The sequence below is a fragment of the Bradyrhizobium sp. YR681 genome (assembly GCF_000282615.1).
Classification (GTDB): Bacteria; Pseudomonadota; Alphaproteobacteria; order Rhizobiales; family Xanthobacteraceae; genus Bradyrhizobium.
Genome location: NZ_AKIY01000235.1, coordinates 1 through 17,110 on the forward strand (window position 1 = coordinate 1; position 17,110 = coordinate 17,110).

Consider the following 17,110-nt stretch of genomic DNA (forward strand, 5'->3'; position numbering starts at 1 on the left):
AGGAAAGTTCGGCTCCCGGGAGAGCACGGCATAAGCCGTCCGACCATCGCGCAGGGAAGGCCGAGTGATTGGCACCACCTGTATGCTGCTGTGCGGTTCTTTTGCGCTACATTTTTGCGCAGCGGACCGCGGGTGCGAGGTCAGCACCCGGTCTTCCCTGCGCCCTCTTGGCTAGGAGGGTGGAGTGACCAGGCAAAGCTCGGGCGAATTGCGCCGCGAGAGTGAGAAGGCGCGTCTGCGATTCAAATGCAAGCCGAAAGAGCGGCGTTGCCGCCTCATACTCCGTCATTGCGAGCGAAGCGAAGCAATCCAGAGTCTTTCCGCGGAGGGATTCTGGATTGCTTTGTCGCTTCGCTCCTCGCAATGACGAGGGTGGACGCAGCGCGCAGCTCTCTCACCGTCACCCCCGCGCAACGGCGTAGCCGTTGTCGCTGGAGGTGCGCGCGCCGCGGAGCAAGCCTCGAAGGGCGACGGCCCGGCTGCATCCGGGCCGTTCGTCGTTTCGAGGCTCCCCATGGAACGCGTTGCGTCCCATGCCGCGCACCTCAGGATGACGGGTAACTTGATCGAAGCAAGAGGAAGACCCCGTGCATCCCCACGATTGTGGCGAGATCGCATCGGTTCGACAAAAAATCCTCTGTCGACGGTTGCGCGCCGCACCTTGATGAATCAACCTCGGTTGGTCCATAAGCGGCGTCCCGCTGCCGGTGGTTCGCCCCCCGCGTCGCGTGCTTGGATATAGAGGGATTCTCGCGTGGCAAATATCAACCAGAAAATTGCGCAGGAGCTTGGGGTACGGGCGGAGCAGGTCGAGGCGACGGTGGCGCTGCTCGACGGCGGCGCCACGGTTCCCTTCATCGCCCGCTACCGCAAGGAAGCGACCGGTGCGCTCGATGACGCGCAATTGCGCACCCTGGAGGAGCGCCTGGGCTATTTGCGCGAGCTGGAAGACCGCCGCAAGGCCATCCTCGAATCGGTCCGCGAGCAGGGCAAGCTCGATGCCGCACTGGAAGCCTCGATCATGGCCGCTGACAGCAAGGCGCGCCTGGAAGACATCTATCTGCCGTTCAAGCCGAAGCGCCGCACCAAGGCGGAGATTGCCAAGGAGGCCGGCCTCGAGCCGCTCGCCAATCAGCTGATGGCTGAACCCGGCAACGACCCGAAGGTGGTGGCGGAAAGCTATGTCAATGCCGAGAAGGGCGTTGCCGATGCCACGGCCGCGCTCGACGGCGCCCGCGCCATCTTGGTCGAACGTTTCGACGAGGACGCCGATTTGATCGGCGCGCTGCGCGAGGACATGTGGACCAATGCGCGGATGGCCTCCAAGGTGCGCGACTGCAAGAAGACCGAGGGCGAGAAATTCGCCGACTATTTCGAGTTCTCCGAGCCGCTGACGAAACTGCCGTCGCACCGCATCCTCGCGATGTTCCGCGGCGAGAAGGAAGAAATCCTCGATCTGCAAATCCAGGCTGAAGAAGCGCCGCCCGCCGGCGTGCCGGGCGCCTACGAGTTGAAGATCATGAAGCGGTTCGGCATCGCCGACCTCAAGCGCGCCGGCGACCGCTGGCTGGTCGACACCGTGCGCTGGGCCTGGCGCACCAAGATCCAGGTGCATCTCAATATCGATCTGCGCATGCGGCTGTGGAACGCGGCCGAGACCGAAGCCGTGCGCGTGTTCGCCTCCAATCTGCGCGATCTGCTGCTGGCGGCGCCCGCCGGCACCCGCGCCACCATGGGACTCGATCCCGGCTACCGCACCGGCGTCAAGGTCGCCGTCACCGACGCGACCGGCAAGGTGGTCGATACCGCCGTGATCTATCCGCACGAGCCGCAGCGGCAGTGGAATGAGGCGCTGGCGATCCTCGGCAAGCTCGCGCTCAAGCATCGCGTCGAGCTGATTGCGATCGGCAACGGCACCGCCTCGCGCGAGACCGACAAGCTCGCGGGCGAGTTGGTCAAGGGACTGCCCGACTTGAAGATGAACAAGATCGTGGTGTCGGAAGCCGGCGCGTCGGTCTATTCGGCCTCGGCCTTCGCCTCGGAGGAATTGCCCGGTCTCGACGTCACCTTGCGCGGCGCGGTCTCGATCGCGCGGCGCCTGCAGGATCCGCTCGCCGAGCTGGTCAAGATCGAGCCCAAGGCGATCGGCGTCGGTCAGTATCAGCACGATCTCGGCCAGGCCAAGCTGGCAAAATCGCTCGATGCCGTGGTCGAAGACTGCGTGAACGCCGTCGGCGTCGACGTCAACACCGCCTCGGCGCCGCTGCTCGCGCGCGTGTCGGGCGTCGGCTCCGGCCTCGCCCAGAGCATCGTGGCGCATCGCGACGCCAACGGCCCGTTCAAGTCGCGCAAGGCGCTCAAGGAGGTGCCGCGGCTCGGCCCGAAGGCGTTCGAGCAGTGCGCGGGCTTCCTGCGCATCCTCGGCGGCGAAGATCCGCTCGACGCCTCCGGCGTGCATCCGGAAGCCTATCCGGTGGTGCGGCGGATTCTCGCGGCGACCAAGAGCGACATCAAGGCGCTGATCGGCAGCAGCGAGATCGTGCGCACGCTCAAGCCGAAGGACTTCGTCGACGAGACCTTCGGTCTGCCGACCGTCACCGATATCCTGAAGGAATTGGAAAAGCCCGGCCGCGACCCGCGTCCGGCGTTCAAGGCCGCCGTGTTCAAGGAAGGCGTCGAGGAGATCAAGCATCTCCAGAAGGGCATGATCCTCGAGGGCACCGTCACCAACGTCGCCGCCTTCGGCGCCTTCGTCGATATCGGCGTGCACCAGGACGGCCTCGTGCACATCTCCGCGATGTCCAGGAACTACATCAAGGATCCGCGCGAGGTGGTGAAGCCCGGCGACATCGTCAAGGTCAAGGTGCTGGACTTCGAGGTCGCCCGCAAGCGCATCTCGCTGACCTTGCGCCTCGACGACGAGGTCGGCGCCAAGAAGGACGCGCCCGGCATGCAGCGCGACAACAGCCAGCGCAATGCCAGCCGCATGACCTCTTCGGCGCCGCGCAAGCAGGAATCGTCCGGCGGCGGCGCGCTGGCAGAAGCCCTGCGTCGCGCAGCCGAGAAGAACAACGGCAAGCGGGCGTGAGTCCCTGACCTCTCCCCGCGGAAGAGCGGGGAGAGGCCGGATCGCGCTCCATCCACATCGTCATTGCGAGCGCAGCGAAGCAATCCAGACTGCCTCCGCGGAAAGACTCTGGATTGCTTCGCTACGCTCGCAATGACGGGGAGAGAGCAGCGCTCCCTGACACCCGCGTCAGAATCTGGCGCATTTGTAAGTTGAAGGCGGGAGCCCGTTCTCCTCATCTGATCGTCCTCGTGCGGCACCGTGACCGCCGCACTGCAAGGAGGATGGTTCGATGAACAACAGGCTTCTCAAAGGCCTCACCGCGGCGACGCTCGCAGCGATGATGGCGCTCGCTTCACCGGTGCTCGCCCGTGGCGGCGGTGGTGGAGGTCACGGCGGCGGCTTTGGCGGTGGCGGACATGGCGGCTTTGGCGGCGGTGCGCATTTCGGCGGAGGCATGCATGCCGGTGGCTTCGGCGGCATGCGAGCTGGCGGCATGGGTGGTGCCCGTTTCGCCGGATCGGGCTTCGGCGGGGCACGTTTCGCGCATGCCGCGATCGGCCCGCGCTTCGCCGGCGCAGGCTGGCATGGCCACCACGGCGTCTTCCGTCACCATCACTTCCGCCGTTTCGCCGTCTTCGGCGCGCCCTATTATTACGCCGGCTACAACGATGGTTGCTGGCGCAGGAGCTGGACGCCCTATGGCTGGCAATGGGTCAATGTGTGCGGAGACTATTGGTAGTCGCATCGCCGTACCGCACCATTGTCGCGATCGCCATCGGGCTGTTTCGCCTTGCCCCGGAACGGGATAGTCTGGTGGCGATCGTCGCGCGGAGTATTGCATGACCGGAGGTCACCGCCGCATCCTGGTCGTCGAGGACGATCCGGAAACCGCAGGCCAGCTCGTCGAGGAATTGACGACCTCCGGCTATGACGTCGATCTTGCCGCCACGGGCCGTGAGGCGCTCAGTCATGGCGCCGCGCGCGACTATGCCGTGATCACCATCGACCGCATGCTGCCCGACATCGACGGCATCGCGGTGATGCGGCAATTGCGCGACGACGGTGTCGCTTCCCCCTTCCTGATCATCTCCGCGCTCGGCGAGGTCGACGACCGCGTCCGCGGCCTGCGCGCCGGCGGCGACGACTATCTCGTCAAGCCGTTTTCCTTCGTCGAGCTGCTGGCGCGCCTCGAGGCGCTCGGCCGCCGCAGCGAGACCGTCGCCAAGGAAACGGTGCTGCGCGTCGGCGACCTCGCCATCGACCTGATCGCGCGCAATGCCAGCCGCCGCGGCCGCAAGATTCCGCTGCTGCCGCGGGAATTCCAGCTGCTCGAATATCTCGTCCGGAACGAGGGCCGCGTCGTCTCCCGCGCAATGCTGCTCCAGCACGTCTGGGACCTGCATTTCGATCCCTCCACCAACATCATCGACGTCTATGTCGGGCGCGTCCGCCGCAAGGTCGACGATGCCCAGGCCTATCCGCTGATCCACACCATCCGCGGCATCGGATATTGCCTCCGTGCTCCTGGTTAAAACGCTCCGCTCCTCCACGTTCCGCCTGGCGCTGATCGCGATCGCGGCGTTCGGCCTGATCGTCGCCGCCATCATGGCCTATGTCTATTTCGGAACGATCGCCTACGTGGAGAGCCGGGTCGGTGACGCCGGCGATCACAGCGGCTTCACCGCGATGATCCAGCTCGCCATGGCCGCGGTCGCCGCGCTGCTGCTGGTGCTGGCGGGCCTTGCCGCGGTGCTGGTGACGCGGCGGACGGTCGGCCGCATCGAGGAGATCAACGCCACCAGCCGCGCCATCATGCTGTCGGGCCTCGACCGGCGCATTCCCCTGCGCGGCAGCCACGACGAATGGGACCGCGCCGCCGAAAACCTCAACCAGATGCTCGACCGCATCGAGACGCTGATGGGCGAGGTCAAGCAGGTCAGCGACAACGTCGCCCACGATCTGCGCACGCCGCTGACGCGGATGCGCGGCCGGCTTGAAAAGGCCTATCACCATGAGCGCAACGGCGAGGCCGATGCGGCGCTGATCGGCGACACCATTGCCGACCTTGATGCCGTGCTCGGCATGTTCGCCTCCATCACGCGGATCTCGGAGATCGAGACCCGCGCCCGCCGGAGCGCATTTCGCGCGCTGAACCTGACGGAAATTGCCGGCGAAGTCGTCGAGCTCTACGACGCCGCGGCCGAGCAGGTCGCAACGCGCCTCAGCATCAGTGGCGACCGCGAGGTTGCGATCACCGGCGACCGCGACCTGCTGTTCGACGCCGTCGCCAACCTGGTCGACAACGCGATCAAGCACGGCCGCAAGGGCGGGCAGGTGACGGTGACCTGTCGCAGCGCCGATGGCGGCGCCGACATCGCGATTACCGACAATGGTCCCGGTATCCCTGCGGGGGAGCGCGATCACGTCTTCAAGCGCTTCTACCGGCTCGAGCAGAGCCGCTACACGCCGGGCAACGGCCTGGGCCTCAGCCTCGTCGCCGCGGTCGCACGCCTCCATGGCGCCGAGATCGCGCTGCAGGAAAACGCGCCGGGCCTGACGGTCCAGCTCCGGTTTCCGCCGCCTGCGCAGAGCGGCACCCAACTTGCATGATTGCACTGGTACCGCGTGGAAGTCCTGCAATGTCCCGTCTGCCAGACCTCGTCATCACCAATGCCCGCACGCGCAACCGCGAGATCGTCGACATCGCCATCACCGACGGCGTGATCACCGCGATCGGAAGCCGGCTGGAAACCGGCGCGCAATCCTTCGTCGATGCCAAAGGCTGCCTGGTGACGCCTGCCTTCGTCAATCCGCACCTGCATCTCTGCAAGGTCTGGACCTTGCCGATGATGTCGGAGGCGGCGCTGGAGGCCTATCAGGGCGGCGGCATGAGCGAGGCGGCGAGGGCGGTCGATCTCGCCGCGGTGGTGAAGAGCAAGTACGATGCCTCCTGGATCGTTCCGAACGCGCGGCGCGCCGTGGCACTCGCCGCGCTCCACGGCAATCTCCACATCCGCGCCTTCGCCGACGTTGACACCAAGGCCCGGCTCGAGGGCGTCAAGTCACTGCTCGCCATCCGCGAGGAGTTTCGCGGCATCGTCGATATCCAGGTCGTCGCCTTTCCGCAGGACGGCCTGCTGCGCGAGCCCGGCGCCGACGGCCTGATGCGCAAGGCGATGGCGCTCGGGGCCGATGTCGTCGGCGGCATTCCCTGGATCGAAGCCGATGAACGGGACATGCGCCGCCACATCGACTTCTGCTTCGACCTCGCCGCCGAGCACGGCGCCGACGTCTCGATGCTGCTGGACGACGTCGGCGATTCCGATATGCGTACGCTCGACATGATGGCGCGTGCGGTGATCGCCCGCGGCATCGAGGGCCGGGCGCTCGCCCATCACTGCCGGGCGATGGCGCTCTATCCCGAGAATTACCTTCGCGAGCTGACTGTGCTGCTCGAAAAGGCCCGCATCAGCGTCGTCAGCAATCCGCATAACGGTCCGCTGCATGCGCGTGTGAAGGAGCTGCTGGGCGCCGACATCAATGTCTGCCTCGGGCAGGACGACATTTCCGACGCCTATTATCCGTTCGGCCGCAACAACATGCTGGAAGTGGCGTTCCTGGCCTCGCATCTGTTGTGGATGACCGGAAAGAGCGAGTTCGAGACGCTCTACGACATGATCACCACGCGCGCCGCGACGGCGATGAATCTGGAACGCTACGGCCTCGGGCTCGGTTGCACGGCGAATCTCGTCATTCTCGACCAGGGCGATGTCACCGAAGCGCTGCGCTTCCATGCTCCGCCGCGTGTCGTCATCAGCCATGGCCGTGTGGTCGACACCGAGCGCATGCGCGCGCTGGCACAGGCCGCGCCCGGCGATTGATGTGCGTCCTCTACAGCTCGATCACCCCGCGACGGGCCGCATGTGCCACCGCATCGGTGCGGCCGGTGGCGTCGAGCTTGTCGAGCAGCGAGCCGACATGGAATTTCACCGTGTGCACGGAGATGTTGAGCTGGCGCGCGATCATCTTGTTGGAGGCGCCTTCCGCCATCAGCGCCAGCACGTCGAGCTCGCGCTGGGTCAGCGCGATGTCCGCGGGCATGCTGCGCGGATCGCGTGCGACAATCGTCGCCGCGGCTTGCTCGCCGGGCGCGGCGAGGCGAAGCCCGGCGACATGGCCGAGCAGCGCCGCCAGCCGATCGGCCAGCGCGGGATCGTCGATCTCCAGCGACAATACGATCTCGGCCGTCCTGTCCGCGCTCACGCCTCCGGCCTCTCGCCGACCGTGACCTTGAAGCTGACCGGCTCGCCGCCGCGGCGCACCGCGACATCGACGACCACGCCGACGCTGGCCGGCCCAAGCGTTCGCGACAGCGCGCGCACGCCCGAGAGCTTCTGGTCGTTGACCGCGACGATCACGTCGCCCTGGCGGATGCCGGCGGCGGCCGAGGGTCCGGCCTTGTCGACGTTCATCACCATGGCCCCGACACCGTCGTCGAGCTGCACCGGCTGGAGCCCGAGCCCGAGATATCCGCGGGCGACACGGCCGCGCGCCTCGAGCAGCGGCGCGATGCGCTCGATCGTCGCCGTCGGAATCACCAGCACGCGGCGCGGTCCGAGCACGGCCATGCCGAAGGCTCCGCCCGACGCATCGAGCGCAAGGCCGCCCTCCTGGCTGGGGCGCAGGCGAATGTCGAGCTCGATCCGCGCATCGATGTCGCCCCCGCGCAGGGAGCGCCAGCCCTTGCCGGATGCCGAGACCATCCCGAGCGCCGCACTCGGCGTCTCGCGATTGGTGGCGACCACCACCGACAGGGCGCCGAGCGGCGGGACCGTCGCGGCGAGCTTGATCGGCGCGACACCGGCATCGGTGCGCAGCAGCGCGATGTCGGTGGTGTGGTCCCGGCCCGCGATCGTAGCGGCGACCCGGCTGCCATCGGCGAGGCCGATCTCGACCTCGCCTTCGTCGGCCAGCGCCTCGTCGGCGGTCACGATCAGGCCGCTCTTCCAGACGAAGCCGGTCGAGCGGGAGCGATGCGAATGCACGGAGACGATTGAGGGCGCGGTGCGCGCCACCACATCCGCGAGCGCGGACGACAGTGAGGACAGGGTCGAATCGGTCATGGCAGGCTCCTGTAAGCTGCCCTCAATCTGGGATGTCGCGGCCGATTGCGAAACTGGCCGGGTGGGCAGGACCGAGACAGGCCTCCGGCAGACCACGCCGACGAACATGTGATTGGGAGCCGCTCACGGGAACGTGTAGCAACGGCCAGATTGCACCGTATGGCCCTAAGCGTTTTCAGCGAGCCCTGACCGATGACCATCGATCTCACCCGCCGCACCCTGCTTCAACTCGCCGGCGCCAGCTCGCTCGCTGTGGCCGCCGCAGCTGCTGCGCGCGCCGAGGGTAACCTGCAGGGTACCGGGCCGACCTATGCCAGCCGCACGCCGATGCGGGTCGGCATGGTGACGCTCCGGGTCAGGAGTCTCGATACGGTTGCCGATTACTACCGCGACGTGATCGGGCTGACCGTGATGGAGCGTTCGGCGACAGCTGCGAAGCTCGGCACATCAGGCATCACGCTGCTGGTGCTGGAGGCCCGCCCCGATGCCGCGATCGAGCCGCGCAATGCCGCCGGCCTCTACCATACCGCCTTCCTGATGCCGACGCGGAAGGATCTCGCCCGCTGGCTGGTCGCAGCCGCCTCGCATCGCGTGAAGCTGTCCGGCTTTGCCGATCATCTCGTCAGCGAATCCGTCTATCTCGACGACCCTGAAGGCAACGGCATCGAGGTTTACGCCGACCGCGATCCCTCGCAATGGCAGTGGAGCGAGGGCAGCGTGAAGATGGCGTCCGACGAGCTCAACATTCCCGACCTGCTGTCGCTGACCAATCCGCGCGTGCCCGATTATGCCAGGGCGCCGGACGGCTTGCGCATCGGCCACATGCATCTGCGCGTCGGCGATCTCGCGCAGGCACACGGCTTTTACCACGGTACGATCGGCCTCGACCCGACCCGCAGCCGCAACGGCGCCGCGTTCCTGTCGTCGGGGCGCTATCACCATCACCTCGGCATGAATGTCTGGCAGAGCCAGGGCGCCGGCCAGCGCGACGATCAGACCACGGGGCTGGCCTGGTTTTCGCTGGTGACGGCGAAGCAGGAGATTCTCGCCGCGCAGGCGGAGCGCCTGCGCAAGGGCGGCACGCAGGTCACAACGCTCGCCGACGGCGTGGAGGCGATCGATCCCTGGGGCACGCGGGTGCGGCTGCTCAGGATTTGATCGCCTGCACGGGCATTGCTAATACCCGTCAGCTGCAAACCAGTCTCCGGGAGCCACGCGCTGACATGTCCGATTTTCACGGCGTCTTCCCCTATCTCGTCTCGCCCGTCGGTGCCGACGGCACGGTGCGCACCAACGTGCTCGCAAAGCTCTGCGACGACCTGATCGCCGCCGGCGTGCACGGGCTCACGCCGCTCGGCTCCACCGGCGAGTTCGCCTATCTCAATGCCGCGCAGCGCAGCGCGATCGTGCAGACCACGATCGAGGCCGCAAAGGGCCGCGTGCCTGTCGTGGCCGGTGTGGCCTCCACCTCGACGGCTGAGGCGGTGGCGCAGGCGAAGGCGTACCAGAAGCTCGGCGCGAACGGCATTCTGGCGATCCTGGAGGCGTACTTCCCGCTCGCGGACGCCCAGGTCGAATCCTATTTCCGCGCCATCGCGGACGCCGTGGACATTCCCGTCGTCATCTACACCAATCCGCAATTCCAGCGCTCCGATCTCACCCTCGACGTGATCGCGCGCCTCGCCGAGCATCCGCGCATCGGCTACATCAAGGATGCCTCGACCAATACCGGCCGGCTGCTCTCGATCATGAGCCGCTGCGGCGATGCCTTGCGGGTGTTCTCGGCCTCCGCCCATATCCCGGCCGCGGTGATGCTGATCGGTGGCCTCGGCTGGATGGCGGGCCCCGCCTGCATCATCCCGCGCCAAAGCGTCGCGCTCTACGACCTCTGCAAGGCCGGCCGCTGGGACGAGGCCATGGCGCTCCAGCGCAGGCTCTGGCGCATCAATGAAGCCTTCGCCCGCTTCAACCTCGCCGCCTGCATCAAGGCCGGCCTTTCGATCCAGGGCTACGACGTCGGCGAACCCATCCCGCCGCAGGCTCCGCTGACCGCCGAGGCCCGCAAGGTGGTGGAAGCGGCGCTGCGGGAGCTGGCGTAGAGAGCTGTCATTCCCGACATGGTCTGGTGCCGTAGGGTGGGCAAAGCGTAGCGTGCCCACCACCTGATCACGTCCGCTGAGAAATGGTGGGCACGGCGCAAGTGCGCCTTTGCCCACCCTACGGAATCTCGGATTTACGGGACGGCATGCCAAATCCGTGGATATCCCGCCCAAAACCACGGCTGGTATGCCCCCGGTCGATCCGCTAAAAGGCTGCCCGCAGTTTCGAAAAGACCCTGAGGACCCAGCGGAATGAACATTCTTCCCGGCAATTTGCGTTTCGGAGCGGGCCAGCCCGTCAAGCGTTTGGAAGACCAGCGGCTGCTGACCGGGAAGGGGCAATTCATCGACGACAAGCCGCAGGACGGCGCGCTGTGGTTGCATGTGCTGCGCTCGCCGCATGCCCACGCGAAGATCGTCTCGATCGACAGCAGCGCTGCGGCAGCGATGCCGGGCGTCGCCGCGATCTATACCGGCGCTGACCTCGTCAAGGACGATATTGGCACCATCCCGACCTTGAGCATCTTCAAGCGCCCCGACGGCAAGCCGATGACGGTGCCGCCGCGCCGCCTGCTCGCCCATGAGATCGTGCGCTACACTGGCGAAGCGGTGGCGGCGGTGGTCGCGGCCTCGCGTGCGGAGGCGCAGAGCGCGGCCGAAGCGATCGTGGTCGAATATGACGTCCAGCCCGCGGTGGTCGATCCCGTCGAAGCCGTCAAGCCCGGCGCACCATTGGTGTGGCCGGAGGCGCCCGACAACATCGTCGGCGCGATGGCTTACGGCGATGCCGCCAAGGTGGACGAGGCTTTTGCAAAGGCCGCGCATACGGTCGAGCTCGACATCGTCAGCCAGCGTCTCGTGCCCTCCGCGATGGAGCCGCGCTCGACCATCGCCGAGATCGACAAGGCCACCGGTCGTCTCCTGCTGCATGTGCAGTCGCAGACGCCGGCCTCGACCCGCGACGTGCTGGCGGAAGCCGTGCTCAAGCGTCCCAAGGACAGCGTCCGCGTGCTGGTGGGCGACATCGGCGGCGGGTTTGGCCAGAAGACCAACCTCTATCCGGAAGACGGCATCGTCGCCTACGCCGCGACCAAGCTGAGCAAGAAGATCCGCTGGCGCGGCGACCGCACCGACGAATTCGTCGGCGGCACCCATGGCCGCGATCTGACCTCGACCGCGTCCTTTGCGCTCGACGAGAAGGGCAAGGTGCTGGCCTATCGCGTCAAGTCGATCGGCTGCACCGGCGCCTATTCCTCGGGCGCGGCCAACATCATTCCGCTGGTGCTCGGGCCGTTCGTGCAGACCGGCGTCTACGATCTGCCGCTGGTGCATTTCGAGGTGAAGTCGGTGATGACCCACACCGCGCCCGTCGGCGCCTATCGCGGCGCGGGCCGCCCTGAAGCGGTCTTCATCGTCGAGCGCCTGTTCGACGCCGCCGCGCGAAAGATCGGCATGGATCCGCGCGCGATCCGCAAGGCCAATTACATCAAGCCCGCGCAACTGCCCTACACCAATGCTGCCGGCCAGGTGTACGATTCCGGCGCCTTCGCCCACATGCTCGATCGCGCCGTGAAGCTTGCCGACTGGGACGGCTTTGCCGCGCGCAAGAAGGCGGCCAAGAAAAAGGGCCTGCTCTACGGCCGCGGCCTCACCTCCTACATCGAATGGACCGGTGGCCGCGCCCACACCGAGAAGGTCAGCCTGCACGCGACCTCGCAGGGCCGCGTCGTGCTGCATTCCGGCACCATGGCGATGGGGCAGGGACTGCAGACCACCTACACCCAGATGATCTCCGACACGCTCGGCATCCCCATGGAGAAGATCGACGTCGTCCAGGGCGACACGGATCTCGCCATGGGCTTTGGCAGCGTCGGCTCACGCTCGCTGTTCGTCGGCGGCACGGCGGTCGCGGTCTCCTCGAATGACCTGATCCAGAAGGCGCGCGAGAAGGCGGCCAACGTGCTCGAGACCTCGGTCGAGGACATCGAGTACCAGGGCGGCATGCTCACCGTGGTCGGCACCGACCGTCGCATCAGCCTGTTCGATATCGCCGAGAAGGAAGGCGGCGCCAGGCTCAGCGTGGATTCCGAAGGTGAGGTGGATGGCCCCAGCTGGCCGAACGGCACGCATATCTGCGAGGTCGAGATCGATCCGGAGACCGGCGTGTCCAAGGTCGTGCGCTACACCACCGTTGACGACGTCGGCGTCGCCGTGAACCCGATGCTGGTCACCGGCCAGATCCATGGCGGCGTCGCGCAGGGTATCGGCCAGGCGCTCTATGAAGGCGTCTCCTACGACGCCGACGGCCAGCTCCTCACCGCGAGCTATCAGGATTACTGCATCCCGCGCGCCGACGACGTGCCGCCGATCGTGGTCACGCTGGACGATTCCGCGCCCTGCCGCACCAATCCGCTCGGCGCCAAGGGCTGCGGCGAGTCCGGCGCCATCGGCGGCCCGCCCTGCGTCACCAACGGCGTGATGGACGCGCTCGCCGAGCTCGGCATCACCCAGCTGAACACGCCGCTGACGCCGCAGAAGATCTGGCAGGCGATCAGGGACGCGCAGGTGGGCTAAGGCTTTCAATTACACCGTCATTGCGAGCGCAGCGAAGCAATCCAGAGTCCCTCCGTGGAAGCGGTCTGGATTGCTTCGTCGCAAGGGCTCCTCGCAATGACGAAGGAGAGAGTCGTAGCCCTTCAAATCCCCAGCATCATCTTCGCGATGATATCGCGCTGGATCTCCGACGTGCCGCCGAAGATCGTGTAGGCGCGGCCGTTGAGATATTCCGGCACCACCGTCAGCATCTCCTCCGGCGTCGCCGGCGCGTGGTTGAGCTTGTAGAGCGGGCGCATCGGCTCGACCGCGAGCGCGTCATGGCCGATCACGTCGACACCCAGCCGCGTCACCGCCTGGCGGATCTCGCTGTTGCGCAGCTTCAGGATCGACGACACCGCGCCGGGATTTTGCCCGGTCTGGAGCGCCGACAGCACGCGCAGCTCGGTCATTTCAAGCGCGTCGATGTCGACCTCGACCTCCGAGATGCGCGTGGCGATATCAGGACTGTCGATCGCGCGTCCGGTCAAATCCGACTCGGCCAGCTCCGCGATCGCCTTCAACCCTTCGCGCAGCTTCGCCGATGCAATGCCCGAACCGCGCTCGAATTCGAGCAGATATTTGCCGTAGGTCCAGCCTTTGCCTTCCTCGCCGACGCGGTTGGCGACGGGCACGCGCACATCGTCGAAGAACACCTGATTGACCTCGTGGTCTCCGCCGATGGTCAGGATCGGACGCGTCGTGATCCCCGGCGTCGTCATGTCGATCAGTATAAAACTGATGCCGTCCTGCTGCCGCGGTCCATCACTGGTGCGCACCAGCGCGAACATGCGGTTGGCGTGATGCGCATGCGTGGTCCAGATCTTGGTGCCGTTGATGATATAGTCGTCGCCGTCGCGCACCGCGCGCGTCTTCAGCGAGGAGAGGTCGGAGCCGGAGCCCGGCTCGGAATAGCCCTGGCACCAGTAATCCTCGCCGGACAGAATCCGCGGCAGGTAAAAATTCTTCTGCTCCGGCGAACCGAAGCCGATGATGACGGGCCCGACCATCTTCACGCCCATCACGTTGACATTGGGCACGCCGGCCCGCGCGCTTTCGGTCTCGAAAATCCAGCGCTGCGCCGGTGTCCAGTCCGGCCCGCCATGTTCGACCGGCCAGCCCGGTGCGCCCCACCCCTGCCGGTGCAGCACGCGCTGCCAGGCCATGCCGATGTCAGGGTCGGAGAACACCGACGGCGTCAGCGCTGTGGCGCGCTTCATCTCGTCAGTGAGATTCTTCGCGATGAAACCGCGCACCTCGTCCTGGAAGGCGCGCTCCTCGGCATTGAACGACAGGTCCATGATGCGCTCCCTTCAGGCTGAAACGGTGGTGCGGCCAAGCCGGGCGTGGCGGCCATAATGATGCGCGCTGCCGCCGAACAGCGTGTCGAAGGCGACCAGCCGCTTGAAATAGGCGCCGACCTCGAGCTCCTCGGTGACGCCCATGCCGCCGTGAAGCTGGATCGACTGCTCGCCGACGAAGCGCGCGCATTTGCCGATTTTTGCTTTCGCGCCCGACGCGGCGCGCGCCCGTTCGACCGGCACGGCATCGACCTTCAGCGCCGCGCGCAGGGCCATCGAGCGTGCCTCGTCGACCTGCATGGCCATGTCGGCGAGGCGGTGGCGGATCACCTGGTTGGCGGACAGCGGCCGGCCGAACTGCTTTCGAATCTTGGTGTATTCCAGCGTGGTATCGAGCAGCGTCTGCATGATGCCGACGGCTTCGGCGCCCAACGCGGCCATGGCGCGATCGACGGCCCATTCGATGGCCGGCAGTGCGTCGCTGCCGTCACCCAGCAGGGCGCCCTCCGACAGCTCGACGCCGGACAGTTCGATGTTGCAGGCCCGCCCGCCGCCAAGGCGCTCATAGTCGCTGACGGCAAGGCTCGGCGTTTTCGCCGCGACCGTGAACAGGCCGATCCGCCCCGACGCCCCCTGATGATCATGGATATGCGCGGAGACGATGATCTCGTCGGCGGCATGGCCGTCGAGCACGACGATCTTGCTGCCGGAGAGGCGCCAGCCTTGCGCCGTCTTGTGGGCGATGGTCGCGACCTTTGCGAGATCGAACCGCGCGGCGCGCTCGGAATGCGCAAAGGCAAGCTTCAGCGACCCGTCCGCCACCTTGGGCAGCCTCGCCTGTTTCTGCTCGGTGGTGCCGCATCTATCGATCAGCGCAGCTCCAAGCACGACCGTTGCGATATACGGCTCCGACACCAGCCCGCGGCCAAACGCTTCCATCAAGATGCCGATCTCGACTGCGCCGCCGCCGAGCCCGTCGAACTCCTCCGGAATCGGCAGCGCCAGCCAACCGAGCTCGGCGAATTGTTTCCACACCGCGCGGCTGTATCCGAGCGGATCGTTCGCCATCTTGCGGCGATGGTCGGCATCGTAGCTTTCGGCAACAAAACGTTCCGCGCTTTCGCGCAGCAGCCGTTGCTCGTCACTGAGATTGAGGTCCATGATCTACTCCGCAGCCGCCGGCGGCTTGCGCACGGAGGGATGAAGGCCCGATGGATCGACCACCATGCCGAACTCCTGGAGGTTATGGGCGTGACAGAGCTGATGCAGCGCAAAAGCCTGGTCGATCGCGGCGGGCTGTCCCATCACGTCGACGGAGCGGTTCACCGCCTCCTTGGTCAGCTTCAGCGCGAAGGACGGCTTCGATGCGATCCGGCGCGCCAGCTCCAGCACGGACGCCGAGAGTTCGGCGCGCGGCACGACCCGGTTGACCATGCCGAGTTGATGGGCCTCCTGCGCGCTCCAGCTGTCGGCGGTGAACAGGAACTCCTTGGCCTTGCGCGGGCCGAGTTCCCAGGGATGCACGAACCATTCGACGCCGCAGACGCCCATGGTCACGACGGGATCGCAGAATTGCGCATCGTCGCTGGCGACGATGAGGTCGCAGGCCCAGGCCAGCATCAACCCTCCGGCGATACATCTGCCATGCACCTCGGCGATCGTGGGCTTGGCGAGATTGCGCCAGCGCCGCGTGATCTGGAGATATATTTCCTGCTCGCGCGCGAAACGGCCATGCGCATTCGGTTCAGCGAAGCCGCCCCAATTTCCTACAGGCGGAAAATCGACGCCTGCTTCATTCTTGCCGCCCGGGCGCAGGTCATGGCCCGAGGAGAAGTGCGGCCCGTTGCCGGCGAGGATGATGACCTTGACCGCGTCGTCCTGCACCGCCTCGTCGAAGGCGGCGTTGAGGTCGTAGGTCATTTGCAGGTTCTGCGCGTTGCGCGCCTCGGGCCGGTTCATCACGATCCGGGCAATCGCCGGCTCCGGCCGCTCCACGAGGATGGTCTCGAACGAGGACATCGTGCTTCCTCCGGCGTTTCCAGTTTGATCTTGTTGTTCCGCCAAGTTGACTATGTCGGCCAGGGATAGGCAAGGGGCTTGCGTCAGTCGGCTGCTTTCGCGCCGCCGGCGCAAGATGTCTGGCACCGCGCGCGCTCAATCTGGTAGCTTGCGCCCGATTCCACCGGGAGAAATTTGATGCGCAAGATCCTCACTGTGCTGGCGGCGCTGGCCTCGCTCAGCCTGACCAATTGCGGCTACAACGCGATCCAGAGCGAGGACGAGCAGATCAAGGCCAACTGGTCGGAGGTCGTGAACCAGTACCAGCGCCGCGCCGACCTCGTGCCGAACCTGGTCAACTCGGTGAAGGGCTTTGCGCAGCAGGAAAAGGACGTCCTGCTCGGCGTCACCAACGCCCGCGCCAAGGTCGGCAGCATCCAGGCGACGCCGGAGGTGCTGAACGATCCTGCCTCCTTCCAGAAGTTCCAGGCTGCCCAGGGCGAGCTCTCCAGCGCGCTGTCGCGGCTTCTTGTGGTCACGGAAAACTATCCGCAGCTCAAGTCGGACGCGCTGTTCAAGGATTTGATGTCGCAGCTTGAGGGCACCGAGAACCGCATCACGGTCGCACGCAACCGCTACATCAAGGCGGTGCAGGAGTACAACGTCACCATCCGCTCGTTCCCGAGCAACCTCACCGCGATGATGTTCGGCTACAAGGAGAAGCCGAACTTCTCGGTCGAGAACGAGAAGGAGATATCGACCGCGCCGAAGGTCGATTTTAACGCTGCACCAGCGCCGTCGAAGTAGGTGCGCGCGATCTTGCGCATGCGCTTCGCCCCGCACACCGCTGTCATTCCCCGCGAAGGCGGGGAATCCGGTACGCCGCGGCTTCGCCGTATCTCGCTGGCGTCTCTGGAATACTGGATC

Annotated in this window: 14 protein-coding genes; 9 read left to right on the forward strand and 5 right to left on the reverse strand. The window is 66.2% G+C overall.

Going from position 1 to position 17,110, the window contains the following annotated elements; genetic code table 11:
* The first annotated feature begins 754 nt into the window (after positions 1 to 754).
* The 5 genes from PMI42_RS25060 (at position 755) to PMI42_RS25080 (ending at position 6,951) form a co-directional block, all read left to right on the forward strand.
* Positions 755 to 3,088 (forward strand): Tex family protein, encoded by a 2,334-nt coding sequence (locus PMI42_RS25060; protein WP_008139271.1) that lies wholly within the window; start codon positions 755 to 757, stop codon positions 3,086 to 3,088.
* 271 nt (positions 3,089 to 3,359) lie between these two features.
* The gene (locus tag PMI42_RS25065; RefSeq protein ID WP_008139274.1) at positions 3,360 to 3,809 is read left to right on the forward strand and encodes a hypothetical protein; all 450 of its coding nucleotides are present in this window, start codon (positions 3,360 to 3,362) and stop codon (positions 3,807 to 3,809) included.
* Between the two features lie 100 nt (positions 3,810 to 3,909).
* Entirely contained in the window at positions 3,910 to 4,602 is a 693-nt protein-coding gene (locus PMI42_RS25070; protein WP_008139275.1) for a response regulator transcription factor, read from the forward strand.
* On the forward strand, positions 4,589 to 5,680 hold the full coding sequence (locus PMI42_RS25075) for a sensor histidine kinase (protein WP_008139276.1): 1,092 nt from the start codon (positions 4,589 to 4,591) through the stop codon (positions 5,678 to 5,680). The genes PMI42_RS25070 and PMI42_RS25075 overlap by 14 nt, the downstream gene beginning before the upstream one ends.
* 29 nt (positions 5,681 to 5,709) lie before the next feature.
* Positions 5,710 to 6,951, forward strand: coding sequence for an amidohydrolase family protein (locus PMI42_RS25080; RefSeq protein ID WP_008139278.1), 1,242 nt, complete (start codon positions 5,710 to 5,712; stop codon positions 6,949 to 6,951).
* 10 nt (positions 6,952 to 6,961) lie between these two features.
* On the opposite strand, the gene PMI42_RS25085 is transcribed toward PMI42_RS25080, so the two are convergent.
* Positions 6,962 to 7,333, reverse strand: a complete 372-nt coding sequence (locus tag PMI42_RS25085; protein ID WP_008139279.1) for a response regulator transcription factor — start codon at positions 7,331 to 7,333, stop codon at positions 6,962 to 6,964.
* Complete coding sequence (locus PMI42_RS25090; RefSeq protein ID WP_008139281.1) at positions 7,330 to 8,193, reverse strand: S1C family serine protease; 864 nt, start codon at positions 8,191 to 8,193, stop codon at positions 7,330 to 7,332. The genes PMI42_RS25085 and PMI42_RS25090 overlap by 4 nt, the downstream gene beginning before the upstream one ends.
* 192 nt (positions 8,194 to 8,385) lie before the next feature.
* Here PMI42_RS25090 and PMI42_RS25095 point away from each other — a divergent pair, with 192 nt between their 5' ends.
* From PMI42_RS25095 to PMI42_RS25105, 3 genes are all read left to right on the forward strand, one after another.
* Positions 8,386 to 9,351 carry a VOC family protein gene (locus tag PMI42_RS25095; RefSeq protein WP_008139282.1) on the forward strand — a complete coding sequence of 322 codons (966 nt, stop codon included), beginning with the start codon at positions 8,386 to 8,388 and terminating at the stop codon, positions 9,349 to 9,351.
* 65 nt (positions 9,352 to 9,416) lie between these two features.
* On the forward strand, positions 9,417 to 10,292 hold the full coding sequence (locus PMI42_RS25100) for a dihydrodipicolinate synthase family protein (protein WP_008139284.1): 876 nt from the start codon (positions 9,417 to 9,419) through the stop codon (positions 10,290 to 10,292).
* A gap of 252 nt (positions 10,293 to 10,544) precedes the next feature.
* A complete protein-coding gene (locus PMI42_RS25105) occupies positions 10,545 to 12,866 on the forward strand; it encodes a xanthine dehydrogenase family protein molybdopterin-binding subunit (RefSeq protein ID WP_008139286.1) in 2,322 nt (773 codons plus the stop codon).
* A 122-nt stretch (positions 12,867 to 12,988) separates the two neighbouring features.
* On the opposite strand, the gene PMI42_RS25110 is transcribed toward PMI42_RS25105, so the two are convergent.
* Genes PMI42_RS25110 through PMI42_RS25120 form a run of 3 tightly spaced genes read right to left on the reverse strand, consistent with a single transcriptional unit; the run spans position 12,989 to position 16,204 of the window.
* Entirely contained in the window at positions 12,989 to 14,185 is a 1,197-nt protein-coding gene (locus PMI42_RS25110) for an acyl-CoA dehydrogenase family protein (protein ID WP_008139287.1), read from the reverse strand.
* Between the two features lie 12 nt (positions 14,186 to 14,197).
* Entirely contained in the window at positions 14,198 to 15,346 is a 1,149-nt protein-coding gene (locus PMI42_RS25115; RefSeq protein WP_008139288.1) for an acyl-CoA dehydrogenase family protein, read from the reverse strand.
* Between the two features lie 3 nt (positions 15,347 to 15,349).
* Positions 15,350 to 16,204 carry an enoyl-CoA hydratase gene (locus tag PMI42_RS25120; RefSeq protein ID WP_008139289.1) on the reverse strand — a complete coding sequence of 285 codons (855 nt, stop codon included), beginning with the start codon at positions 16,202 to 16,204 and terminating at the stop codon, positions 15,350 to 15,352.
* A gap of 177 nt (positions 16,205 to 16,381) precedes the next feature.
* Between PMI42_RS25120 and PMI42_RS25125 the strand changes: the two genes are divergently transcribed.
* Positions 16,382 to 16,990: a LemA family protein gene (locus PMI42_RS25125; RefSeq protein ID WP_008139290.1), complete on the forward strand. Its 609-nt coding sequence runs from the start codon at positions 16,382 to 16,384 to the stop codon at positions 16,988 to 16,990.
* Positions 16,991 to 17,110 lie beyond the last annotated feature (120 nt).